This window comes from Paenibacillus brasilensis (assembly GCF_009363115.1).
GTDB classification, from domain to species: domain Bacteria; phylum Bacillota; class Bacilli; order Paenibacillales; family Paenibacillaceae; genus Paenibacillus; species Paenibacillus brasilensis.
The window spans coordinates 1,514,483-1,535,456 of the sequence record NZ_CP045298.1 but is presented as its reverse complement, the minus strand read 5'-3'; the positions used below and the strand labels follow the sequence as shown (position 1 = coordinate 1,535,456).

Annotated in this window: 34 protein-coding genes and 1 pseudogene; 34 read left to right on the top strand and 1 reads right to left on the bottom strand. The window is 44.7% G+C overall.

Annotated elements, in window-relative coordinates:
- Positions 1–22: 22 nt before the first annotated feature.
- The 34 genes and pseudogenes from rplB (at position 23) to GCU48_RS07195 (ending at position 20,170) form a co-directional block, all read left to right on the top strand.
- Positions 23–853, top strand: a complete 831-nt coding sequence (gene rplB / locus GCU48_RS07360; protein WP_025715680.1) for a 50S ribosomal protein L2 — start codon at positions 23–25, stop codon at positions 851–853.
- Between the two features lie 72 nt (positions 854–925).
- Positions 926–1,204, top strand: a complete 279-nt coding sequence (rpsS, locus tag GCU48_RS07355; RefSeq protein ID WP_007432579.1) for a 30S ribosomal protein S19 — start codon at positions 926–928, stop codon at positions 1,202–1,204.
- 35 nt (positions 1,205–1,239) lie between these two features.
- The gene (gene rplV, locus GCU48_RS07350) at positions 1,240–1,572 is read left to right on the top strand and encodes a 50S ribosomal protein L22 (protein ID WP_007432578.1); all 333 of its coding nucleotides are present in this window, start codon (positions 1,240–1,242) and stop codon (positions 1,570–1,572) included.
- A gap of 13 nt (positions 1,573–1,585) precedes the next feature.
- Complete coding sequence (rpsC, locus tag GCU48_RS07345; RefSeq protein WP_007432577.1) at positions 1,586–2,251, top strand: 30S ribosomal protein S3; 666 nt, start codon at positions 1,586–1,588, stop codon at positions 2,249–2,251.
- Positions 2,252–2,253: 2 nt separating this feature from the next.
- On the top strand, positions 2,254–2,688 hold the full coding sequence (gene rplP, locus GCU48_RS07340; RefSeq protein WP_007432576.1) for a 50S ribosomal protein L16: 435 nt from the start codon (positions 2,254–2,256) through the stop codon (positions 2,686–2,688).
- Positions 2,678–2,875: a 50S ribosomal protein L29 gene (gene rpmC / locus GCU48_RS07335; protein ID WP_007432575.1), complete on the top strand. Its 198-nt coding sequence runs from the start codon at positions 2,678–2,680 to the stop codon at positions 2,873–2,875. The genes rplP and rpmC overlap by 11 nt, the downstream gene beginning before the upstream one ends.
- A 50-nt stretch (positions 2,876–2,925) precedes the next feature.
- On the top strand, positions 2,926–3,189 hold the full coding sequence (rpsQ, locus tag GCU48_RS07330; protein WP_007432574.1) for a 30S ribosomal protein S17: 264 nt from the start codon (positions 2,926–2,928) through the stop codon (positions 3,187–3,189).
- Between the two features lie 34 nt (positions 3,190–3,223).
- Positions 3,224–3,592: a 50S ribosomal protein L14 gene (rplN, locus tag GCU48_RS07325; protein WP_007432573.1), complete on the top strand. Its 369-nt coding sequence runs from the start codon at positions 3,224–3,226 to the stop codon at positions 3,590–3,592.
- A gap of 36 nt (positions 3,593–3,628) precedes the next feature.
- Positions 3,629–3,982 (top strand): 50S ribosomal protein L24, encoded by a 354-nt coding sequence (gene rplX, locus GCU48_RS07320; protein WP_208811977.1) that lies wholly within the window; start codon positions 3,629–3,631, stop codon positions 3,980–3,982.
- 31 nt (positions 3,983–4,013) lie between these two features.
- Positions 4,014–4,559, top strand: coding sequence for a 50S ribosomal protein L5 (gene rplE, locus GCU48_RS07315; protein ID WP_025715678.1), 546 nt, complete (start codon positions 4,014–4,016; stop codon positions 4,557–4,559).
- 75 nt (positions 4,560–4,634) lie between these two features.
- Positions 4,635–4,820 carry a type Z 30S ribosomal protein S14 gene (locus GCU48_RS07310; RefSeq protein ID WP_013312154.1) on the top strand — a complete coding sequence of 62 codons (186 nt, stop codon included), beginning with the start codon at positions 4,635–4,637 and terminating at the stop codon, positions 4,818–4,820.
- 32 nt (positions 4,821–4,852) lie between these two features.
- A complete protein-coding gene (rpsH, locus tag GCU48_RS07305) occupies positions 4,853–5,251 on the top strand; it encodes a 30S ribosomal protein S8 (RefSeq protein ID WP_007432570.1) in 399 nt (132 codons plus the stop codon).
- Between the two features lie 33 nt (positions 5,252–5,284).
- A complete protein-coding gene (gene rplF, locus GCU48_RS07300) occupies positions 5,285–5,827 on the top strand; it encodes a 50S ribosomal protein L6 (protein WP_025715677.1) in 543 nt (180 codons plus the stop codon).
- Positions 5,828–5,942: 115 nt separating this feature from the next.
- Entirely contained in the window at positions 5,943–6,311 is a 369-nt protein-coding gene (gene rplR, locus GCU48_RS07295; protein ID WP_007432568.1) for a 50S ribosomal protein L18, read from the top strand.
- A gap of 27 nt (positions 6,312–6,338) precedes the next feature.
- On the top strand, positions 6,339–6,836 hold the full coding sequence (gene rpsE, locus GCU48_RS07290; RefSeq protein ID WP_007432567.1) for a 30S ribosomal protein S5: 498 nt from the start codon (positions 6,339–6,341) through the stop codon (positions 6,834–6,836).
- A gap of 12 nt (positions 6,837–6,848) precedes the next feature.
- A complete protein-coding gene (gene rpmD, locus GCU48_RS07285; protein WP_007432566.1) occupies positions 6,849–7,034 on the top strand; it encodes a 50S ribosomal protein L30 in 186 nt (61 codons plus the stop codon).
- Positions 7,035–7,077: 43 nt separating this feature from the next.
- Positions 7,078–7,518 carry a 50S ribosomal protein L15 gene (rplO, locus tag GCU48_RS07280; RefSeq protein ID WP_007432565.1) on the top strand — a complete coding sequence of 147 codons (441 nt, stop codon included), beginning with the start codon at positions 7,078–7,080 and terminating at the stop codon, positions 7,516–7,518.
- Positions 7,518–8,816, top strand: coding sequence for a preprotein translocase subunit SecY (gene secY, locus GCU48_RS07275; RefSeq protein WP_025715676.1), 1,299 nt, complete (start codon positions 7,518–7,520; stop codon positions 8,814–8,816). The genes rplO and secY overlap by 1 nt, the downstream gene beginning before the upstream one ends.
- A gap of 89 nt (positions 8,817–8,905) precedes the next feature.
- Positions 8,906–9,550, top strand: coding sequence for an adenylate kinase (locus GCU48_RS07270; RefSeq protein WP_025715675.1), 645 nt, complete (start codon positions 8,906–8,908; stop codon positions 9,548–9,550).
- A gap of 5 nt (positions 9,551–9,555) precedes the next feature.
- A pseudogene (locus GCU48_RS07265) lies at positions 9,556–10,094 on the top strand (M24 family metallopeptidase).
- A 9-nt stretch (positions 10,095–10,103) separates the two neighbouring features.
- On the top strand, positions 10,104–10,412 hold the full coding sequence (locus GCU48_RS07260; protein WP_010348799.1) for a KOW domain-containing RNA-binding protein: 309 nt from the start codon (positions 10,104–10,106) through the stop codon (positions 10,410–10,412).
- Between the two features lie 2 nt (positions 10,413–10,414).
- Positions 10,415–10,630: a translation initiation factor IF-1 gene (infA, locus tag GCU48_RS07255; RefSeq protein WP_006212898.1), complete on the top strand. Its 216-nt coding sequence runs from the start codon at positions 10,415–10,417 to the stop codon at positions 10,628–10,630.
- 118 nt (positions 10,631–10,748) lie between these two features.
- Entirely contained in the window at positions 10,749–10,862 is a 114-nt protein-coding gene (gene rpmJ, locus GCU48_RS07250) for a 50S ribosomal protein L36 (protein ID WP_003333770.1), read from the top strand.
- 21 nt (positions 10,863–10,883) lie between these two features.
- Complete coding sequence (rpsM, locus tag GCU48_RS07245) at positions 10,884–11,252, top strand: 30S ribosomal protein S13 (RefSeq protein ID WP_007432560.1); 369 nt, start codon at positions 10,884–10,886, stop codon at positions 11,250–11,252.
- 19 nt (positions 11,253–11,271) lie between these two features.
- Entirely contained in the window at positions 11,272–11,667 is a 396-nt protein-coding gene (gene rpsK / locus GCU48_RS07240) for a 30S ribosomal protein S11 (RefSeq protein WP_013312144.1), read from the top strand.
- A 135-nt stretch (positions 11,668–11,802) separates the two neighbouring features.
- Positions 11,803–12,747 (top strand): DNA-directed RNA polymerase subunit alpha, encoded by a 945-nt coding sequence (locus GCU48_RS07235; protein WP_007432558.1) that lies wholly within the window; start codon positions 11,803–11,805, stop codon positions 12,745–12,747.
- Between the two features lie 33 nt (positions 12,748–12,780).
- Positions 12,781–13,146 carry a 50S ribosomal protein L17 gene (gene rplQ / locus GCU48_RS07230; RefSeq protein WP_007432557.1) on the top strand — a complete coding sequence of 122 codons (366 nt, stop codon included), beginning with the start codon at positions 12,781–12,783 and terminating at the stop codon, positions 13,144–13,146.
- A gap of 150 nt (positions 13,147–13,296) precedes the next feature.
- On the top strand, positions 13,297–14,082 hold the full coding sequence (gene truA, locus GCU48_RS07225) for a tRNA pseudouridine(38-40) synthase TruA (protein ID WP_152379544.1): 786 nt from the start codon (positions 13,297–13,299) through the stop codon (positions 14,080–14,082).
- Positions 14,083–14,264: 182 nt separating this feature from the next.
- Positions 14,265–14,702 (top strand): 50S ribosomal protein L13, encoded by a 438-nt coding sequence (gene rplM, locus GCU48_RS07220; protein ID WP_007432555.1) that lies wholly within the window; start codon positions 14,265–14,267, stop codon positions 14,700–14,702.
- Positions 14,703–14,721: 19 nt separating this feature from the next.
- Positions 14,722–15,114: a 30S ribosomal protein S9 gene (rpsI, locus tag GCU48_RS07215; RefSeq protein ID WP_007432554.1), complete on the top strand. Its 393-nt coding sequence runs from the start codon at positions 14,722–14,724 to the stop codon at positions 15,112–15,114.
- A gap of 1,123 nt (positions 15,115–16,237) precedes the next feature.
- Positions 16,238–16,930 (top strand): phosphoadenylyl-sulfate reductase, encoded by a 693-nt coding sequence (locus GCU48_RS07210; protein ID WP_152379543.1) that lies wholly within the window; start codon positions 16,238–16,240, stop codon positions 16,928–16,930.
- Between the two features lie 52 nt (positions 16,931–16,982).
- A complete protein-coding gene (gene sat / locus GCU48_RS07205) occupies positions 16,983–18,152 on the top strand; it encodes a sulfate adenylyltransferase (protein WP_152379542.1) in 1,170 nt (389 codons plus the stop codon).
- Between the two features lie 68 nt (positions 18,153–18,220).
- On the top strand, positions 18,221–18,997 hold the full coding sequence (gene cwlD / locus GCU48_RS07200) for an N-acetylmuramoyl-L-alanine amidase CwlD (protein ID WP_152379541.1): 777 nt from the start codon (positions 18,221–18,223) through the stop codon (positions 18,995–18,997).
- Between the two features lie 60 nt (positions 18,998–19,057).
- Positions 19,058–20,170, top strand: a complete 1,113-nt coding sequence (locus GCU48_RS07195) for an Mrp/NBP35 family ATP-binding protein (protein WP_152379540.1) — start codon at positions 19,058–19,060, stop codon at positions 20,168–20,170.
- 29 nt (positions 20,171–20,199) lie between these two features.
- Here GCU48_RS07195 and gerD read toward each other — a convergent pair whose 3' ends face one another.
- Positions 20,200–20,940, bottom strand: coding sequence for a spore germination lipoprotein GerD (gene gerD, locus GCU48_RS07190; protein WP_152379539.1), 741 nt, complete (start codon positions 20,938–20,940; stop codon positions 20,200–20,202).
- Between the last annotated feature and the right edge of the window lie 34 nt (positions 20,941–20,974).

The following is a 20,974-nucleotide window of genomic DNA, read 5'->3' as shown; positions in this document are numbered from 1 at the left end:
GTAAAGTAAGGAGGGAAACTCAGTGCCAATTAAAAAGTATAAACCAACGTCCCCGGCCAGACGTGCAATGTCTGTATCTACTTTCGAGGAGATCACAACAAATCAGCCCGAGAAATCGTTGCTGGCACCTCTGAGCAAGCAAGCTGGACGCAATAACCAAGGTAAAATTACAGTTCGTCATCAAGGCGGCGGACACAAACGTAAATACCGTATTATTGACTTCAAACGTAACAAAGATGGAATACCGGGCCGCGTTGCTACGATCGAATATGATCCGAACCGTACGTCCAACATCGCACTTATCCACTATGTGGATGGTGAAAAACGTTACATCATCGCTCCTAAAGGTCTGAAAGTAGGAGACGAAGTGGTATCCGGTCCGGAATCCGACATCAAAATCGGTAACTCCTTGCCATTGGAAAACATTCCTGTAGGTACGGTTATCCACAACATCGAATTGAAACCGGGTAAAGGTGGCCAACTCGTTCGTGCTGCTGGTACGGAAGCCCAACTTCTTGGTAAAGAAGAGAAGTATGTAACAATTCGTTTGACTTCCGGTGAAGTTCGCCGCATTCTGAAAGTTTGCCGTGCTACAATCGGTTCTGTTGGTAACGAAGACCATGAACTTGTTAAGATCGGTAAAGCTGGTCGTAGTCGTTGGTTGGGACAACGCCCTGAAGTTCGTGGTGTTGTTATGAACCCTAACGATCACCCACACGGTGGTGGTGAAGGTCGCGCTCCAATCGGACGTAAATCTCCAATGTCTCCATGGGGCAAACCAACCCTTGGTTACAAAACACGTAAAAAAGGTAAAGCATCTGATAAATACATCGTTCGTCGTCGTACTAAGTAATGAAACGTGCGCTTAAGTCGCACGTTAACATTTTAAGGAACGATAACGTTTTAACGAAGGGAGGATTCATAAATGGGTCGCAGTCTCAAAAAAGGACCATTCATTGATGGTTACTTGCTGAAAAAAGTAGAGGTTTTGAACGAGTCGGACAAAAAAGTCGTGATCAAAACTTGGTCCCGTCGCTCTACAATTTTCCCACAATTTATCGGACATACGTTTGGTGTATACGATGGTCGTAAACACGTGCCAGTATACGTAACGGAAGATATGGTCGGACACAAATTGGGCGAATTCGCTCCAACGCGTACGTACAAAGGCCATACGGATGACGATAAGAAAACAAGAAGATAATCAACACAGCGTAGTGTTTGAGAGGAGGTAACTCAATGGAAGCAAAAGCACATGCTAAATCCGTGCGGATTTCCGCTCGCAAAGTGAAACTTGTTATCGATTTGATTCGTGGCAAGCAGGTTGGTGAGGCGATTGCAATTCTTCGTCACACTCCGAAATCCGCTTCTCCAGTCGTTGAGAAATTGTTGAATTCTGCGATTGCAAATGCAGATCACAACTACTCTATGGACGTAAATAAATTGGTAGTATCTGAGGTTTTCGTAAACCAAGGTCCTACTATGAAACGATTCCGCCCGCGTGCAATGGGTCGTGCAAGCCGCATCAATAAACGCACCAGTCATATTACTCTGGTGGTATCTGAAAAATAAGGAGGGAAAACGTGTGGGCCAAAAGGTAAATCCCGTCGGACTCCGAATCGGTATTATCCGTGATTGGGAATCCAAATGGTATGCAGGCAAAGATTTCGGTGATCTTTTGCTGGAAGACGTTAAGATTCGTGAGCATCTGAAGAAAAGATTGAAAGACTCCGCTGTATCCCGTGTTGAAATCGAGAGAGCAGCTAACCGCGTCAACGTAACGATTCACACTGCGAAACCAGGTATGGTTATCGGTAAGGGTGGTTCCGAAGTTGAAAACCTGCGCAATGAAATCACTAAAATTGCAGGCGGTAAAAAGGTACACATCAATATCTCTGAAATCAAAAACCCTGAACTGGATGCAATTCTGGTTGCTGAAAGCATTGCACAACAATTGGAACGTCGTGTTTCTTTCCGTCGTGCGTTGAAACAAGCAATTCAAAGAACTATGCGTTCCGGAGCAAAAGGAATTAAAACTCAAGTAGGCGGACGTCTTGGCGGTGCTGAAATCGCTCGTTCCGAAGGGTACAGCGAAGGGACTGTTCCACTGCATACGCTTCGTGCTGACATCGACTACGGTACAGCAGAGGCTCATACTACTTATGGCCGTCTTGGCGTAAAAGTATGGATCTATCGTGGAGAAGTTCTTCCTCCAGCTAAGAAACAAGCTCCTCAGGAAGGAGGCAACTAATCATGTTGGTACCTAAACGCGTAAAACATCGTAAACAACAACGTGGTCACATGAAGGGTCGTGCAAAAGGCGGTACTACACTGAATTTTGGTGAGTACGGTTTGCAAGCTACTGAACCAGCATGGATCACTAACCGTCAAATCGAAGCTGCTCGTATTGCGATGACTCGTTACATCAAACGTGGTGGTAAGGTTTGGATTAAAATTTTCCCTGACAAACCAATTACTCAGAAGCCTCTTGAGGTTCGTATGGGTAGCGGTAAAGGTAACGTAGAAAAATGGGTTGCAGTAGTGAAACCAGGTAAGATCATGTTTGAACTTGCTGGTGTACCGGAAGAGATTGCTCGTGAAGCAATGCGTCTTGCCGCTCACAAACTGCCAATCAAAACTAAGTTTGTGAAACGTGAAGAATTGGGTGGTGAAGCAAATGAAGGCTAGTGAATTCCGCAACCTAACCACTGCTGAAATCGAACAAAAGATCTCTGGTTTTAAAGAAGAACTTTTTAACCTTCGTTTTCAACTCGCTACCGGTCAGCTTGATAACCCGACTCGGATCGGCGCTGTGCGTAAGGAAATTGCTCGTGCTAAAACTGTGATCCGTGAAAGAGAACTTGGGATTAGCTAAGATATTAGACCGGGTGGAAAATCCGCCTGTAATTAGGAAGGAGGCCAACAATGAGCGAACGTAATGCCCGTAAAGTATTAGTCGGTAAAGTAGTTAGCGACAAAATGGATAAAACGATCGTGATTGCTGTAGAAACTTACAAAAAACATGATCTCTACCATAAACGCATTAAAGTGACTAAAAAATTCAAAGCTCATGATGAAAACAACACCGCACAAATCGGTGATACTGTTAAAATCATGGAAACTCGTCCTTTGTCCAAAGACAAAAACTGGAGACTGGTCGAAATCGTTGAAAAAGCTGTTATAATCTAATGTAGCGTAGTTTTTCCGAAAGGAGGATAAATAAATGATTCAACCATTTACACGTTTGACTGTGGCTGACAATTCCGGCGCGAAGGAACTGATGTGTATCCGTGTGCTCGGTGGTACGGGACGTCGTACAGCTCAAATTGGTGACCTGATCGTTTGTTCCGTAAAACAAGCAACACCAGGCGGCGTTGTCAAAAAGGGTGATGTAGTAAGAGCGGTTGTCGTTCGTACTAAACGTTCTATCCGCCGTAAAGACGGTTCCTACATCGGATTTGATGAGAACGCAGCAGTGGTCGTTAAAGAAGACAAGAGCCCACGCGGTACTCGTATTTTCGGACCAGTTGCTCGCGAACTTCGTGACAAGGACTTTATGAAAATCGTTTCCTTGGCTCCGGAAGTGATCTAAATTCACCTTAAAATGTGCCCGTAGGAGGTGTACGAAATGCCAAAAGTGAAAAAAGTTCTGGAATCCCATAACAACAAGCTGCACGTCAAAAAGGACGATACTGTTATGGTGATTACAGGTAAAGATAAAGGTAAAAAAGGTCGCGTTATCGCTGCTTACCCTCGTCAAAACCGTGTGCTTGTGGAAGGTGTTAACATGATAAAAAAACACCAAAAGCCTAATCAGCTGAATCCACAAGGCGGCATCATCGAGAAAGAAGCTCCGATTCACGTTTCCAACGTTATGCACATTGATCCGAAGAGCGGAAAAGTAACTCGTATTGGTTACAAAGTATTGGACAACGGAAAAAAAGTGCGTATTGCAAAGCGTTCAGGCGAAGTGATCGACTAATTATTTTTTGAAGAAAGGAGGACTATGATTCATGGCAACAACAAGAATGAAAGAACGTTTCTTGAAAGAAATCACTCCTGCTTTGATGCAGAAGTTCAACTATACAACAGTGATGCAAGTGCCTAAAATCGAGAAAGTTGTAATCAACATGGGTGTTGGCGATGCAGTTCAAAACTCCAAAGTGCTTGATTCAGCTCTCAATGACATGCAGTTGATCGCTGGTCAAAGACCAGTTATCACTCGCGCTAAAAAATCTATTGCAGGTTTTAAATTGCGTGAAAACATGCCAATCGGTGTTAAGGTAACACTTCGTGGCGAGCGTATGTATTATTTCTTGGACAAATTGTTCAACATTACACTTCCTCGCGTACGTGACTTCCATGGTGTATCAACAAAAGCTTTTGACGGACGTGGTAACTACACGCTTGGTTTGAAAGAACAGTTGATCTTCCCGGAAATCGAGTATGATCAGGTTGATAAAGTTCGTGGTATGGACATCGTTATCGTAACGACTGCCAAAACTGACGAAGAGTCCCGTGAGCTTCTGACTCAGCTGGGCATGCCTTTCGCAAAGTAATGTTGGCATAACGTTTTGGGCGTCTGATTTAAAGGACCCCTGTTCTCCGAAACTATTTAGGAGGTGTCAGGCTAAGTGGCAAAAACTTCAATGAAAGTCAAACAACAACGCACACCAAAGTTTAAAGTTCGTGCTTACACTCGTTGTGAGCGTTGTGGTCGTCCACATTCGGTGCTGCAAAAGTTTAAAATCTGCAGAATTTGCTTCCGTGAATTAGCTTATAAAGGCCAGATTCCTGGCGTGAAAAAAGCAAGCTGGTAAAAAGTCCTGTTTGGGAAGGAGGTTTATACACAATGACTATGTCTGATCCAATTGCAGATATGCTTACACGTATTCGTAACGCGAACACTGTTCGTCACGAAACGGTAGAAATGCCTGCATCTACAATGAAAAAACAAATCGCCGACATCCTGAAACGTGAAGGATTCATTCGTGATGCGGAATTTGTTGAAGATAGCAAACAAGGGATCATCCGTATTTTCTTGAAATACGGTGCGAACAACGAGCGTGTTATTACAGGTTTGAAAAGAATCAGTAAACCAGGTCTTCGCGTTTACACGAAGAGCAATGAGATTCCACGCGTTCTGGGTGGACTCGGGATCGCAATCATTTCAACATCCAAAGGTATCATGACTGATAAAGAAGCACGTCAGTCCAAAGCCGGCGGAGAAGTGGTTTGCTACGTTTGGTAAGATAACGTTTAAAAGATAGGAGGTGCAACAGATATGTCCCGTATTGGTCGTAAACCAATCACAGTACCAAGTGGTGTTGACGTAACTTTGAACAACACAGTGATCACAGTTAAAGGTCCTAAAGGAACATTGACTCGTGAGCTTCACAAAGACATGTCCGTTACTGTGGAAAACAATGAAATTAATGTAGTTCGTCCTTCGGACAACAAACTTCACCGTTCTTTGCATGGAACAACCCGCAGCGTTGTCAGCAACATGGTAAGTGGTGTAACTGAAGGCTTTTCCAAATCTCTGGAGCTGGTTGGGGTCGGATATCGTGCAAGCAAATCCGGAGATAAAATCGTTCTGAACGTTGGATACTCTCACCCGGTTGAAATCACACCGGAAGCGGGCATCGAATTCGAAGTTCCTTCGAACACTAAAATCATCGTTCGCGGAATTGATAAAGAGCGTGTAGGTGCCTACGCTGCTAAAATTCGTTCCGTTCGTGAACCTGAACCGTACAAAGGTAAAGGGATTAAATACGAAGGCGAGCGCATCATCCGTAAAGAAGGTAAAGCCGGTAAGAAGAAATAAGTTTCTTACCGACTTTGTGCGGTCTTTCTGCAGGAAAGATTTCGTACTTCTTTTTTACCCAGTGCGTCTTAGTATAAAGCTTTAAAAGGCAAACTGAAGGGAGTGAAAACTTGAGATGATTACAAAACAAGATAAAAATAAAGCACGTGTCAGAAGACATCTGCGTGTACGTAAAAAAATCGAAGGTACGGCTGTACGTCCTCGTCTGAACGTGTTCCGCTCTTCCAAACATATCTACGCACAACTGATTGATGATGTAGCTGGTGTAACATTGGTATCTGCATCCACTATGGATAAAGAACTGAGCAGCGAAATCAAAAACGGTGGTAGTGTTGAAGCAGCTCGTAAGGTTGGCGAACTTGTTGCTAAACGTGCAAAAGAAAAAGGTCATGCTAACATCGTATTTGACCGTGGTGGATACTTGTATCATGGACGAATTCAAGCTTTGGCTGATGCAGCTCGCGAAGCAGGCCTTGAATTTTAAGACATTTCTCAAAAGGAGGTTAACGACTTGCGTGTAGATCCGAATACTTTGGAACTGACTGAAAGAGTAGTAAATATTAATCGTGTAGCTAAAGTTGTCAAAGGCGGACGCCGTTTCAGCTTCAGTGCTCTGGTAGTAGTAGGCGACGGCAACGGCTGGGTAGGCGCTGGAATCGGTAAAGCTGGCGAAGTACCTGATGCGATTCGCAAAGGTATTGAAGATGCTAAGAAAAACCTGATTCACGTTCCACTCGTAGGCACAACAATTCCTCACCTTGTTACAGGTAAGTTCGGTGCTGGCCGGGTTCTGCTGAAACCGGCATCGGAAGGTACTGGGGTTATCGCTGGTGGTCCAGTTCGTGCTGTACTGGAGCTTGCTGGTGTAGGTGATATCTTGACAAAATCTCTGGGTTCTTCGAATTCCATGAATATGGTCAATGCGACTTTGGAAGGTTTGTCCCGCTTGAAACGCGCTGAAGAAGTTGCAAAATTGCGCGGCAAATCCATCGAAGAGCTGCTGGGCTAAGGAGGGAATATCATGGCGAAATTAGAAATTACCCTCGTTCGTTCGTTGATCGGCCGTCCTGGTACTCAGAGAACGACTGTTAAGACGCTCGGCTTGCGTAAAATCAACCATAAAGTAGTTCAACCCGACAATGCAGCAATTCGCGGGATGATTAATAAAGTTAGCCATTTGGTTTCTGTTAAAGAAATCGAGGCTTAAGAAATAAAGCAATTCAACAATAATCAAGGAGGTGCAACGAACGATGAAGTTACATGAGCTTTCCCCAGCTCCAGGTTCACGCAAAGAACGTAAACGTTTGGGTCGTGGTCCTAGTAGCGGTACGGGTAAAACTTCTGGTCGTGGTCATAAGGGTCAAAACGCTCGTTCCGGCGGTGGTGTACGTCCGGGCTTCGAGGGTGGTCAAAACCCACTGTATCGTCGCTTGCCTAAACGCGGTTTCGTAAATCCTACTCGTAAAGAGTATGCGGTTTTGAATATCGAAGATTTGAACAGTTTTGCAGCGGGTACAGAAGTAAGCCCTGAGTTTTTGCTGAACAATGGCATTGTGAAAGACGCGAAGTCCGGAATTAAAATTCTGGGTAACGGTGAAATCACTGTGAAATTGACAGTTAAAGCGAACAAGTTCTCTCAATCTGCGGTAGAGAAAATTGAAGCTGCCGGCGGTAAAACCGAGGTGATCTAATGTTCAAGACCCTGAAAAATATATGGCGGGTTGAGGATCTTAGAACCCGTATCCTGTTTACCCTGTTTATACTATTTGTATATCGTATTGGCTCTTTTGTGCCGGTTCCCGGCGTGAACAAGCAAGTCTTTACATCTCAGGATCAGGCAGGAAGCGAGTTATTTGGACTCCTTAATACCTTCTCAGGGGGCGCTTTGTACCAGTTTTCGATCTTCGCCCTCGGGATTATGCCATATATTACAGCGTCTATCATTGTGCAGTTGCTGTCAATGGACGTGATTCCGAAACTTGCGGAATGGGCTAAACAAGGAGAGCATGGTAAAAAGAAGTTGGCTCAACTTACACGGTATGGTACGGTAATACTGGGCTTGATCCAAGCATTCGGAACGTCGATTGGCTTTAATCGACTGTACGGTGCAGCGATGATTCCAGGAGCGACCTTTGCTGATTATTTGGTCATTGCAATCGTGCTTACAGCAGGGACTACGTTCCTTATGTGGCTTGGTGAGCAAATTACTGAAAAGGGAATCGGCAATGGTATCTCCATTGTTATCTTTGCAGGGATTGCGGCAGGTATTCCAAGACATATTCGTACGATTGTGGAATCCCAGTTTATTCAGGCAGATCAGCTGTTCATGAATATTCTGAAGGCAATTATTATTGTCTTGGTAGTTATTCTGATTATTGTTGGTGTTATCTACATCCAGCAAGGTATTCGGAAAATACCGGTACAATATGCGAAACGTGTGGTTGGTAACAAAATGTACGGTGGCCAGAATACGCATATTCCGATGAAGATTAATGCGGCAGGCGTTATTCCGGTAATTTTTGCGGTATCATTGCTGCAATTCCCGACAATTATTGCGAGTTTCTGGGCGGATCATGCGTGGGCTAAGTGGATTACCACTTACTTGTATTATGACAAACCACTGGGTATGGTTCTGTATGTCGTAATGATTATCGGTTTCACATTCTTCTATACCTTTGTACAGATGAATCCGCAGCAAATGGCCGACAATATGAAGAAAAACGGCGGTTATATTCCGGGGATTCGTCCGGGTAAAGCTACGGAAAAATACCTGACACGTGTAATGTCACGGTTGACGATGACAGGGGCTTTGTTCCTTGCAGTTATATCCGTATTGCCGGTATTCTTCGGTTCGCTTTCGGGCTTGCCTCGCTCCGTGCAAATTGGCGGTACTTCACTGCTCATTATTATCGGAGTTGCATTGGATACAATGAAGCAAATCGAAAGCCAACTGATTAAACGCCATTACAAAGGCTTCATCAACAAATAGGCAATGGGTTCCGGCTTAGGATGTTCGCATGCTTACCGGCACCTTTTGTGCTGTTTCTTGTGTAGGGGTCGTCTGAGGAGTGACAGGTTGTGAATATTTTGATCATGGGCCCTCCGGGGGCTGGTAAAGGTACACAAGCAGATGTCATTGTGAAGGAATTCGGCATTCCTCATATCTCGACAGGTGATGCGTTTCGCCTGGCGATGAAACAGGGAACACCTATTGGCATTAAAGCAAAAGAATATATCGACAAGGGCGAACTTGTTCCAGATGACGTAACAATTGGCATCGTTGAAGAACGGCTGCAACAGCCGGATTGCAAGAAAGGATTCTTGCTGGACGGTTTTCCAAGAACTTTAGCTCAGGCTGAAGCCTTGGATCAAATTTTGGGTCGTTTGAACACGAAGCTTGATAATGTTGTCAACCTGAAAGTGGATCGTGACAACCTGTTGGCACGAATCACAGGACGGCGGGTTTGCAAAAGTTGTGGAACTAGCTATCATGTTGTCTTTAATCCTCCGAAGGTTGAAGGCATTTGCGATAAAGACGGTGGTGAGCTCTATCAGCGTCCTGACGATAACGAAGCTAGCGTAAGAACACGACTAGATGAATATAGTAATAAAACAGCACCACTCCTCACGTTTTATGAGAACCAGAATCTTCTGCGTCATATTGACGGAGAACAGGATATTGATGTGGTTTCCCAAAATATCGTGTCCTTGTTGCGGGGTTAGCTGTAATGATCATTTGCAAGTCGGGAACGGAATTAAGCTTTATGAGGAAAGCTGAGAGAATGGAGACGGAAACGATTCATTACTTGGCAGAACACATCGAGCCCGGTATTACGACCGGTAAACTTGATCATTTAGCTGATTGGTATATTCGCAGTCAGGGAGCTGTGCCGTCTTCTAAAGGTTATAGCGGTTTTCCTGCTAGCATTTGCGCTTCAGTCTACGAACAACTGGTGCACGGATTTCCCGGCAAACGCAAGTTAAACAAAGGCGATATCCTTGAGAAAACTCGTCAGTTTACAATGTCGCATGCCATTCGGCAATATATTGAGAATCCAAACCGTGGTATTCCCGTACAGGGCCGAGGCTGAAAACCGGCATTGAGCTGGCTATTGAATCTATGATTCAAATAGGTTCTCGCCATGTGGGGACGCTGGAAGACAACTGGACGGTCGTTACGGTGGACTTGGTTCCTTGTGCTCGTAACGGGTACACGAAGCTGGTCGCAACGGACGGCATGGACATTTTCACGAAACTGAGTGCGTAGGTGATTGGAATGATTCAGCAAGGAAACCTGCAAATCGGTCAGCTGGTGAAGATTCTGAAAGGCAGAGGAGCCGGACAGATAGCGGTTGTCGTTTCAATAGCGGACAGCAGGTTTGTATATATTGCGGATGGGGATAAACGAAAGTTTGATCAAGCGAAGAAGAAAAATGTTCTTCATTTGATGCCTCAGTCTAAGATTAGTAGCGAGATTGTAAACAGTTTAAACGAAAGCGGTCGGGTGACGAACGGAAAGCTGCGTCACGCAGTGAAAACTTTCCTGGACTCGTCCGAATACCAAGCTGAAGAGAAAGGAGACTGACTTTGGCCAAAGAAGATGTCATTGAGGTTGAAGGTACGGTAATCGAGCCTTTGCCGAACGCTACGTTCAAGGTAGAGCTGGAAAACGGTCACCAAATTCTTGCTCATGTTTCCGGAAAGCTGCGGATGCACTTTATCCGTATTTTGACAGGCGACAAGGTGGTTGTACAGTTATCGCCTTACGATTTAACTAAAGGCCGTATAACGTACCGCAAGTAATTCATGCAGGTTTTTATTAAACGTACGTCATTTAAAAAAACTTGTTTTGCTCGGCAAAACGATGTGAATGTTCACGAAGCGAGTTTTACCAGGGTAAAGCTTGGAGGAGGTAATCAACATGAAGGTAAGACCTTCTGTAAAACCTATTTGCGAGAAATGCAAAGTCATTCGCCGCAAAGGGAATGTAATGGTTATTTGCGAAAATCCGAAACACAAACAAAAACAAGGTTAATAGAAGGGGGTGTAGCGTAAAATGGCTCGTATAGCTGGTGTGGATTTACCACGTGACAAACGCGTTGAGATCGCCTTGACTTACATTTTCGGAATCGGTAAAACGACTTCTCAGAAAATTTTGAAGGAAACAGGCATCAGTGCAAACACGCGTGTTCGTGATTTGACTGAAGATGAAGTGAGCAAATTACGTGAAACGATCGACAAAGAAGTTAAAGTAGAAGGCGATCTGCGTCGTGAAATTTCCTTGAATATTAAACGTCTGACTGAGATTGGCTGCTACCGTGGTGTTCGTCACCGTCGTGGATTGCCTGTTCGCGGACAACGTACTAAAACTAATGCTCGTACCCGTAAAGGTCCTCGTCGGACTGTAGCGAACAAAAAGAAATAAGAAGGGAGGATAACATTCAATGGCTAAACCGAAAAAAGTTGTACGTACAAAACGCCGTGACCGTAAAAATATCGAGACTGGCGTGGCACACATCCGTTCCACGTTCAACAATACGATCGTTACGATCACAGATCCACACGGTAACGCAATCTCTTGGGCAAGCTCAGGCGGTATGGGATTCCGTGGTTCCCGTAAATCTACTCCATTCGCAGCACAAATGGCCGCAGAAACTGCTGCCAAAGCTGCTATGGAACACGGCATGAAAACTGTCGAAGTTATGGTTAAAGGACCAGGCGCAGGCCGTGAAGCAGCAATTCGCTCTTTGCAAGCTGCTGGTCTGGAAGTTAACCTGATTAAAGACGTAACTCCGGTACCTCATAACGGATGCCGTCCTCCAAAACGTCGTCGCGTCTAATGAGATTTCTCCTCTGCGTGTAGTATAGATCCGGCACAAATTGCCAAGAATGGATGTTTAGGTATACTGCATGATTGACTATGGATAAGGTGAATGTTTCATATAGGAGCGACGTTTTGAAGGAGGGATATTGCAGTGATAGAAATCGAAAAGCCGAAAATTGAGACGGTCGACGTCAATGATGATGGCACCTATGGAAAATTCGTAGTAGAACCGCTGGAGCGCGGATACGGTACGACGCTGGGGAACTCGCTTCGCCGTATTCTGTTATCCTCGTTACCGGGGGCAGCAGTCACATCGGTTCAGATCGATGGGGTTTTGCACGAGTTTGCAACGGTTCCCGGTGTGAAGGAAGACGTAACGGAGATCATACTGAACTTGAAAGCTTTATCGCTTAAAATCCACTCGGATGAAGAGAAGGTACTCGAAATCGATGCGGAAGGCGAAGGAGTTGTAACGGCAGGAGATATCCGTGCGGATAGTGATGTGGAAATTCTTAATCCGGATCTTCACATTGCTACTCTCGGACCGGGTTCGAGACTTCACATGCGTATTTTTGCCAATCGCGGTCGCGGTTACGTTAAGCAGGATCGGAATAAACGTGATGACCAGCCGATCGGCGTCATTCCCGTCGACTCCATCTACACTCCGATTGCACGCGTGAACTACGGCGTAGAAAATACGCGTGTCGGCCAGGTTACGAATTATGACAAGCTGACACTTGAGGTTTGGACTGACGGAAGTATTCGTCCTGAGGAAGCAGTGAGCCTTGGAGCCAAAATTTTGACCGAGCATGTAATGTTGTTCGTGGGTCTCACGGATGAAGCAAAAGATGCGGAAATTATGGTCGAAAAAGAAGAAGACAAGAAAGAAAAAGTTCTTGAAATGACGATCGAAGAGCTGGATCTCTCCGTCCGTTCCTATAACTGCCTTAAGCGCGCTGGTATCAATACGGTACAAGAACTCACGACTAAATCTGAAGAAGATATGATGAAGGTCCGCAACTTGGGTCGCAAATCTTTGGAAGAAGTACAAGAGAAGCTTGAGGAACTTGGTTTAGGACTTCGTACGGAAGAATAGACAGCAACGTTTTTGTGAAGGAGGGGAAATTACATGGCATACCAAAAATTGGGCCGTAACTCCAGTGCCCGTAAAGCTTTGTTTCGTGATTTGGTAACCGATCTGTTCTTGTATGAGCGTATCCAAACTACTGAGGCTAAAGCAAAAGAAGTTCGTTCTATTGCTGAAAAGCTGATCACCAAAGCGAAAAAAGGGGATCTGCACGCACGCCGTCAAGTGGCTGCGTTCGTTCGCCGTGAAACTGTTGATGGTGAGCAGGATGCAATCCAAAAACTGTTTAGCGAATTGGCTACACGTTACAATGAGCGTCCAGGTGGATACACTCGTATCTTGAAACTGGGACCTCGTCGTGGTGACGCTGCTCCAATGGTATATCTGGAATTGGTTGACCGCGCGTAGACAGGCGAAGATGAGGGAAGGGTGGACAGAATCAGCTTGATTCTGAACAACCCTTTTTTTCTCTTGGAGAAGTCCGGAGGGGCTTCTCCTTTGCTATGTTCGGTTAATTCTCATATAGCCAGAGATTACCCTGTAAAGGTGTGAAGAAACATGCGGAACTTGTGCATGAAAGTGAACTACGACGGAACCGAGTATGATGGTTTTCAGACTCAGCCCAGCGGCAATACTATTCAGGATTATCTGGAGAGCGCTATATGCTCATTGACAGGGGAACGTCTTAAAATCACAGGTTCTGGTCGTACAGACGCTGGTGTACATGCGTATGGGCAAGTATTTAATTTTCATACCGAGTCGCCTATTCCTATTGAACGTTGGTGCCTTGCCCTAAATGCGTGGTTGCCCCGTGATATTATTGTTACGGATGCGAGAGAGGTGCCGTTGTCTTTTCACGCGCGCCGCATGGCAAAGCGGAAGACTTATCGGTACAGCATTAATGCTAACCGATTTCCGGACATCTTTCACCGTCGTACACAGGCGCATCACCCAACAAAATTAGATGTGCAAGCAATGGAGCAGGGACTGGCACATTTAGTGGGGACCTTTGACTATACTTCGTTTGCATCTCGACGTTCCCAGAAAACGAATCATGTCCGCACCATTTACGAGGCCTATATGACAGTAGACCATTCTTTTTCACGTCCGGGCTCGGATGATCAGGGAATTATTCATACTTATATTACAGGCAGCGGTTTTTTGCAGCACATGGTTCGGATTATTATGGGAACTTTGCTCGAAGTGGGTGAAGGAAAGAAATCAGCCGATGATATTCCATTTATTTTAGAGGCGAGAAATCGTTCAAAGGCAGGGCCTACAGCGGTAGGACATGCTTTAACTCTCTGGAGTGTGGAGTATGAGGAAAACATCAAAAAACATTGATTTTTCCCTTGCGAATTTACTGGTTATCCTGTAATATAAAAGTTGTGTTTTCTTAATGGCTTTCCCACAGCCCCAATTAAGATGATCACATTAAAGCAACATCTAATCCATCAATAATGTAGCAAGTTAACGAACGAAGATAAATGACGATTTTGTTAATGAACTTAAGGAGGAAACTTTTCATGCGTACTACGTATATGGCTAAGCCAAATGAAGTTGAGCGTAACTGGCACATCATCGATGCTGAAGGTAAAACGCTCGGTCGTCTGGCAAGCGAAGCGGCTGCGTTGATTCGCGGCAAACACAAGCCACAATTTACACCACATGTGGACACAGGTGATTTCGTTGTTGTAATCAATGCAGAGAAAATCGTATTGACTGGTAAAAAAATGGAGAACAAGAAATACTACCGTCACTCCATGCACCCAGGTGGTTTGAAAGTAACAGTTGCACAAGACATGGTTAAAAACAAACCTGAACGTATGTTGGAATTGGCTGTTCACGGTATGCTTCCTAAAACTCGTCAAGGCGAAAAAATGAAGCTGAGATTGAAAGCTTACAGAGGCACTGAGCATCCACATGCAGCACAAAAACCTGAAGTTTACGAACTTCGCGGATAATTAAAAGGAGGACAGTTTCATGGCACAAGTACAATACTATGGGACAGGTCGTCGTAAACATTCGGTAGCTCGTGTTCGTCTCGTACCGGGTGAAGGACGCATTGTCATCAACAAGCGTGATATTAATGAATATTTTGGTTTGGAAACACTCAAACTGATCGTTAAACAACCATTGAACCTGACAGAAACAATTGGTAGCTATGACGTACTCGTTATTGCTCATGGCGGCGGTATCTCTGGTCAAGCAGGCGCAATTCGCCACGGTATTTCACGTGCTCTGTTGAAAGCAGATCCGGAATTCCGCCCAGCTTTGAAAAAAGCAGGCTTCCTGACTCGTGACCCACGTATGAAAGAGCGTAAGAAATACGGTCTCAAAGCTGCTCGTCGTGCACCACAGTTCTCGAAACGTTAATATCAACGTTCAAAAACCTCCAACCAATGGGTTGGAGGTTTTTTTATGTTAAAAATGGCCTGTAGCTACATCATTTAAGATCACATGTGACTTTAATTTAATGCTCAATTGTTTTTGAAAGTGTAATTTTGAAATTTAGCAACCGGTTGTTCATTGTCGCGATTTATCCCCTCGTGTGTTATTCCACTCCCTTTGATGTGTACGCAATTTTTAAGTGGGTTAAAGGATTATTATATCTAGAATGATGAAACGGCTTAGAATCCTCATTTAAGGCATTTAAAAAAGATGTTGCCCTTTGCTTGTCATTTCTTTTTTCTGTTGTTAGGCTCTTATGTCGGCTTACCTTCATCAGTTTGTAGTAGCTTGCCTGTCGCTTAACATCAACCTTGAGGTTTTTATTTTTCGTTTTCCCTACAAAAAGAAGCACAAACCAGGCTGCCTTTCCTTCTCATTATGTATAGTGTGCTTCTGACGATCAAAACATTGGCTTTCAGGTACGATGGACGCGTGGGCTAGTCCGTAGTCTGGTCTTAATGGTAAACCACGATTGTGGGAAAATGGAGTCGTCTGAAGGGACTACCGCACTCTTCAGTCTGCCTCTATGCAACAATCTGCAATCCAAACGATGTATTGACGCACGTAAAGAAACTTCGAGAAGCGTACGTATTTTTGGATGTTTATGACGGGGAAATCGCAATTGCTAATCCAGTTAGTCAGAAGATGAATGGGGCAACAAGTTATATAAAATGGTGGGTTCAGTAGTTAACTATTAAAAAGGGCGTGTTGTACACTAATTTTATGAGTTAGATGCAGCACGCCCTTTTTAAGAGCTTTGACTAGTACCTTTTAGTTACAATTTTACTTAAGGATCATTTCCAAATGAAATTGTATAAGAATATTTTATATAAGGTTAATGAACCTGTTGGGATGTGGTGAATAGGGTTATAGAATGCTGACAGAGCAGCACTCCTGCTGTTTTCAGGCTGAAGAATGCTTTTTCCCAAGTACATTACTGTGGATTGACAATAAGTAAGAAAGTCTTATACTATATTTATTCATATTAGTTTAGTCGGTATTGAAAAAGGTACTTATTTATAAATCTTCAAATGGAGGCGTATTAATAATGAATTTATTGGAGAAAGAAGCATTGATTAAGGTCAAAGCGATTGAACTGGAAGAGGCGACGCCCGAGGAAATTATCCAGTATGCTGTTCAAACATTTCCCAATCTCACTTTTGCTTGTAGCTTTGGTGCGGAAGATGTAGTCCTTGTAGATCTGCTGCAAAAAGTTAGCCCCTCCACCGACATCTTTTACTTGGACACTGATTACCATTTTCAGGAAACATACGATACACGAGATCAGATCAAGGCTAAATATAACCTGGATTTTGTTCGGGTATCTCCCTTAATTACTCCTGAGGAGCAAGCAGCTAAGTATGGGGAGGAGCTGTGGAAAACAGATCCCAACACTTGCTGTGGCATACGTAAAGTTGAGCCGCTAACGCGCATTTTATCTCAATATGATGCATGGATTACTGGCATTCGCCGCGACCAGGCACCTACTCGTGCGAATGCCAAAAAGGTAGAGTATGACCAGAAATTTGGACTTGTTAAATTTAATCCGCTGGCAAGCTGGACATCAGAAGACGTGTGGAATTATATCCATACTCATAAAGTGTTGTATAATCCACTGCATGACCGCAATTATCCAAGTATTGGATGTGAACAATGTACACGTCAAGTTCTACCAGGTGAAGATCCTCGTGCGGGACGCTGGTCAGGCAATGAGAAAACCGAATGCGGGCTCCATCAATAAAACTGCACATAGTAGCTATGAATCGTATTTTTGAATGGAAAGGAAGTATGTTATGACGGCAATTCTTCCGCATGGCGGAACACTAGTTGATAGAATCGTCACAGGTCCGGAGCAAAAAGCCCTTTTGCAGGCTGCACGTGAATTGTTTCCTATTCGGGTAAACTCGTGGACCATTTCTGACCTGGATTTGATTGGGGTAGGGGCTTTCTCCCCATTGACTGGGTTTATGAACGAGTCTGATTATCGGTCGGTGGTTACAGATATGCGTCTTGCAGACGGTACAGTCTGGAGTATTCCCATTACGCTTGCAATTACAGAGAGCATAGCCAGCGAGCTAAACGTGGGTCAGCAAGTCGCTTTGGTAGGTGAAACAGACGAAACTATCTATGCAGTGCTTGATATTGAAAGTATTTATCAGGTTGATCAGGTCGAGGAAGCCAAATGTGTATTCAAGACGGATGATCCAGCTCATCCTGGCGTAAAAAAACTGTTGGACCGACCAGCCACCTATGTGGGAGGCTCTGTACAGGTGCTAAATCGGCCTAAACCTGCACAATTTGGCGATTTTTATTACACTCCAGCACAGATACGCCGTCATTTTGCCGAAAAGGGCTGGAAAACAGTAGTTGGTTTTCAAACGCGTAATCCGGTTCACCGTGCACATGAGTATATCCAGAAGAGCGCGATGGAGATTGTTGATGGACTATTTCTCAATCCGCTCGTCGGCGAAACCAAGTCAGATGATGTTCCAGCAGATGTACGCATGAAGAGTTATTTGGTACTGCTGGATAATTACTATCCGGCGGATCGGACTTTTCTGGGCGTGTTTCCTGCTGCCATGCGATATGCTGGTCCGAGAGAGGCCATTTTCCATGCTATTGTACGGAAAAACTATGGCTGCACCCATTTTATTGTTGGAAGGGATCACGCCGGTGTAGGAGACTATTATGGTACCTACGAAGCGCAGGAAATTTTCAGGAATTTTACTGCTGAGGAGCTGGCAATTACTCCATTATTCTTTGAACACAGCTTTTATTGCACTCGTTGTGGAAATATGGCTTCGAGCAAAACCTGTCCTCATCCCAAGGAACATCATTTGACGCTCTCGGGCACCAAGGTACGGGAATTGTTACGCTCCGGCGTTTGTCCCCCCCCTGAGTTTACACGACCAGAAGTCGCCCAAGTGCTGATAGAAGGTATGAAAGAATTTGTTCATTCCTGAGTTGTACTATTTATACGCCTCGTCCCATATAGATCATTAGTATCTGTATAGGACGGAGGCGTTTTGTTATGCAAAAAAATAATCGTAAACACCAGATTACACTGTGGATTCGCTATCGGACGCTGCAAAAAATGCTATTGGGCTGTTGTCTCGCTGTTCTGTTTATTATGCTGACTTTATATGAGATACCTGCTTCAAGAGCTTGGATCCATTGGAGTCTGCCACTCGCAGGCAAAGTAATTGCTATAGATGCAGGGCATGGAGGGCCTGATGGAGGGGCAGTTAGCAAGGAGGGGGTCATTGAAAAGGATATTAATCTGGCGATTGCATTTTATTTGCGGGATTACTTACAACAAGCAGGAGCTGTTGTCGTCATGACACGTGAGGATGACCGCGATCTGGCGTTACCAGAAACCAAGGGCTATTCAAGAAGGAAAACGGAGGATCTCAAGCAACGTGTACGCATGATTGAGGAGCATAAAGCGGACCTTTTTTTGAGCATTCACATGAACAGCATTCCATCCAGTCGTTGGAGTGGAGCTCAAACCTTTTATGTCCCCAATCATGAGGGTAACGAGAATTTGGCTTCTCTTATTCAAGAGGAGATCAAGCGCAATCTGGAAAATACGGACAGAGTGGCTAAGACCGTAGACACAGTATATCTGTTAAAGGCGCTTAAAATGCCCTCAGCTCTCGTGGAGGTCGGATTTTTATCCCATCCTGAGGAAGCCCGGCGACTGAGTGACGTAACCTATCAGAGACAGGTGGCGGCATCCATTTATAAGGGGATTTTACGTTATAGCGCAGGGGAAAAGGGGACATCGTCAGCACCTAAAGTCAGATAGTGGTATACTGTAATTGTTTACAACCACGTAAATTCATTGAAGCAGAGGTGCTGATTATTCATGCAATCTAGAGAGCAAGTTATAGAGCTACTTCAACAGGTACGAGAGCCTCATACGGGCCGTCGGCTAGTAGATCTTCATTTTATTCGGGATGTTGTTGTGAAAGAAGAACGCGTATCCTTAACTGTGGTCAGTTTGAATACGGAGGAAGAGGTGCGGGCAGATCTGGAGCGGGAAATCCGACAGACGTTGGAAGAGGCGGGGCTGAGTCACGTTCATATTCGTATTCGGGAAGCCTCTGAGCATGAAAGAACCGCTATTCAAACAGAGGATGATCCCGAAGCAGCGGCTGACCCAGTATTGACCAGGGGACATGCTGCCGGCATGGAAGAACATGAGCTGCTAGATCCAGCATCTGGCGTTCGGTTTATTGCTATTGCAAGCGGAAAAGGTGGTGTAGGAAAATCGACGGTAGCTGTAAATTTAGCGGCTGCTTTAGCTAGACAAGGCAAACGTGTCGGTTTGATAGATGCTGATATTTATGGGTTTAGTGTACCGGATATGATTGGGGCAGAGGACGTTCCTTCTGTAGAAGAAGGGATTATTCAGCCGGTCGAGAGATTTGGTGTCAAGCTCATGTCCATGGGCTTCTTTGTCAGGGAGAACAATCCCGTTATCTGGAGAGGTCCTATGCTGGGAAGAATGCTCAGACAGTTTTTTAGTGATGTCCAATGGGGAAGGCTCGACTATATGATACTTGATTTACCGCCGGGTACCGGGGATATAGCGCTTGACGTACACCAAATGATTCCGCAGAGTGAAGAGATCATTGTCACTACCCCTCATGCGACGGCTGCCTTTGTGGCTGCACGTGCGGGGGCGATGGCGCTCCAAACAGATCACAAGGTCATTGGTGTGGTGGAGAATATGTCCTATTATATATCCTCAACCGGTGAAAAGGATTATGTTTTTGGCCGTGGGGGAGGGGCTATGCTAGCCGATACCCTCCATACCAAACTGCTGGCGCAAATTCCATTGGGGATCCCGGATAATCATCCTTCAGAAGCTGATTTTTCGCCATCCGTATATAAATCCGAATCGGCAACCGGAGCTATTTATAACGATATTGCCCTTCAAATTACGTCATTGCACGCCAAAGCTGAATCAGAATAAGAAAAAAGGGCTGGTTGCAAACCAGCCTTTTATTGTTGACCTCCTTGTTCACCTGCGCCACCGCCTTGCTTTTCGCCGCTTGAACCGCCTTGCTGACCCCCTTTTTTCTCAACCTTGGGTTGAAGTTCCTCTTGTACGACTGTTTTGAGTAAATTCATAACCTCAAGCCGGAAAATCGGATTCTGCATGGCATCATGCATAACTGTCATAGATTGTTTGCGATATTCAGGGGTTTTAGTCAAGTCCATGTACATCTTGGTTAGTTCTGGTGACTTAAGCATCGCTTCAATAGACTTTTGATAAGAAGGGTCTTTTATTAATTGCATATGAATCTGTTTGCTTTGGCTGTTAATCGCTTTGGCAAATTCTCCGGCAAAACGCGGATCAGTCATAATTTTTTCGATTTCTTTTTTATACTCAGGTGACACTAAAGTATCCTTGACTGCAATTTTCATCTGCTCGGCTGATTGTATGGGCATAAGCATTTTCATTCCCATGCTGCCACCGGAAGTTCCACCTGAGCTGCCGCCAGCCCCGCTTTCTTCACCACTCTGGCCGGATTGCCCATCCTTGGATGAGCTGCTTTGCCCGGTTAAAGCTTCTTCTACCGCTTTTTTTCCATCATCGCTTTTTAAGATATCGACAACCATCGTTTTCATCTCTTTATAACTGTTCTGGGGAGGTGCAGAACTTTGATCCGAGCCGCAGCCGCTCAGTGCAACGCCCAGTACGCATATCATGCTGACAAATCGCAGACGAGTCCAATTCATGGCCGTATTCCTCCTTTATCATGAATGTGGATAG

Excerpts from the sequence above, each read along its gene's own strand:
- GCU48_RS07260 (WP_010348799.1), top strand. The coding sequence starts at position 10,104 with ATGATTCAGCAAGGAAACCTGCAAATCGGTCAGCTGGTGAAGATTCTG.
- rplM (WP_007432555.1), top strand. The coding sequence starts at position 14,265 with ATGCGTACTACGTATATGGCTAAGCCAAATGAAGTTGAGCGTAACTGG.
- rplQ (WP_007432557.1), top strand. The coding sequence starts at position 12,781 with ATGGCATACCAAAAATTGGGCCGTAACTCCAGTGCCCGTAAAGCTTTG.
- rplN (WP_007432573.1), top strand. The coding sequence starts at position 3,224 with ATGATTCAACCATTTACACGTTTGACTGTGGCTGACAATTCCGGCGCG.
- truA (WP_152379544.1), top strand. The coding sequence starts at position 13,297 with ATGCGGAACTTGTGCATGAAAGTGAACTACGACGGAACCGAGTATGAT.
- gerD (WP_152379539.1), bottom strand. The coding sequence starts at position 20,940 with ATGAATTGGACTCGTCTGCGATTTGTCAGCATGATATGCGTACTGGGC.
- GCU48_RS07195 (WP_152379540.1), top strand. The coding sequence starts at position 19,058 with ATGCAATCTAGAGAGCAAGTTATAGAGCTACTTCAACAGGTACGAGAG.
- rplV (WP_007432578.1), top strand. The coding sequence starts at position 1,240 with ATGGAAGCAAAAGCACATGCTAAATCCGTGCGGATTTCCGCTCGCAAA.
- rpmJ (WP_003333770.1), top strand. The coding sequence starts at position 10,749 with ATGAAGGTAAGACCTTCTGTAAAACCTATTTGCGAGAAATGCAAAGTC.
- cwlD (WP_152379541.1), top strand. The coding sequence starts at position 18,221 with ATGCAAAAAAATAATCGTAAACACCAGATTACACTGTGGATTCGCTAT.
- rplE (WP_025715678.1), top strand. The coding sequence starts at position 4,014 with ATGGCAACAACAAGAATGAAAGAACGTTTCTTGAAAGAAATCACTCCT.
- rplX (WP_208811977.1), top strand. The coding sequence starts at position 3,629 with ATGCCAAAAGTGAAAAAAGTTCTGGAATCCCATAACAACAAGCTGCAC.
- rplP (WP_007432576.1), top strand. The coding sequence starts at position 2,254 with ATGTTGGTACCTAAACGCGTAAAACATCGTAAACAACAACGTGGTCAC.
- GCU48_RS07210 (WP_152379543.1), top strand. The coding sequence starts at position 16,238 with ATGAATTTATTGGAGAAAGAAGCATTGATTAAGGTCAAAGCGATTGAA.
- secY (WP_025715676.1), top strand. The coding sequence starts at position 7,518 with ATGTTCAAGACCCTGAAAAATATATGGCGGGTTGAGGATCTTAGAACC.
- rpmD (WP_007432566.1), top strand. The coding sequence starts at position 6,849 with ATGGCGAAATTAGAAATTACCCTCGTTCGTTCGTTGATCGGCCGTCCT.
- rpsM (WP_007432560.1), top strand. The coding sequence starts at position 10,884 with ATGGCTCGTATAGCTGGTGTGGATTTACCACGTGACAAACGCGTTGAG.
- sat (WP_152379542.1), top strand. The coding sequence starts at position 16,983 with ATGACGGCAATTCTTCCGCATGGCGGAACACTAGTTGATAGAATCGTC.
- rpsH (WP_007432570.1), top strand. The coding sequence starts at position 4,853 with ATGACTATGTCTGATCCAATTGCAGATATGCTTACACGTATTCGTAAC.
- rpsS (WP_007432579.1), top strand. The coding sequence starts at position 926 with ATGGGTCGCAGTCTCAAAAAAGGACCATTCATTGATGGTTACTTGCTG.
- rplF (WP_025715677.1), top strand. The coding sequence starts at position 5,285 with ATGTCCCGTATTGGTCGTAAACCAATCACAGTACCAAGTGGTGTTGAC.
- rpsQ (WP_007432574.1), top strand. The coding sequence starts at position 2,926 with ATGAGCGAACGTAATGCCCGTAAAGTATTAGTCGGTAAAGTAGTTAGC.
- rpmC (WP_007432575.1), top strand. The coding sequence starts at position 2,678 with ATGAAGGCTAGTGAATTCCGCAACCTAACCACTGCTGAAATCGAACAA.
- rpsI (WP_007432554.1), top strand. The coding sequence starts at position 14,722 with ATGGCACAAGTACAATACTATGGGACAGGTCGTCGTAAACATTCGGTA.
- rplR (WP_007432568.1), top strand. The coding sequence starts at position 5,943 with ATGATTACAAAACAAGATAAAAATAAAGCACGTGTCAGAAGACATCTG.
- rpsK (WP_013312144.1), top strand. The coding sequence starts at position 11,272 with ATGGCTAAACCGAAAAAAGTTGTACGTACAAAACGCCGTGACCGTAAA.
- rplO (WP_007432565.1), top strand. The coding sequence starts at position 7,078 with ATGAAGTTACATGAGCTTTCCCCAGCTCCAGGTTCACGCAAAGAACGT.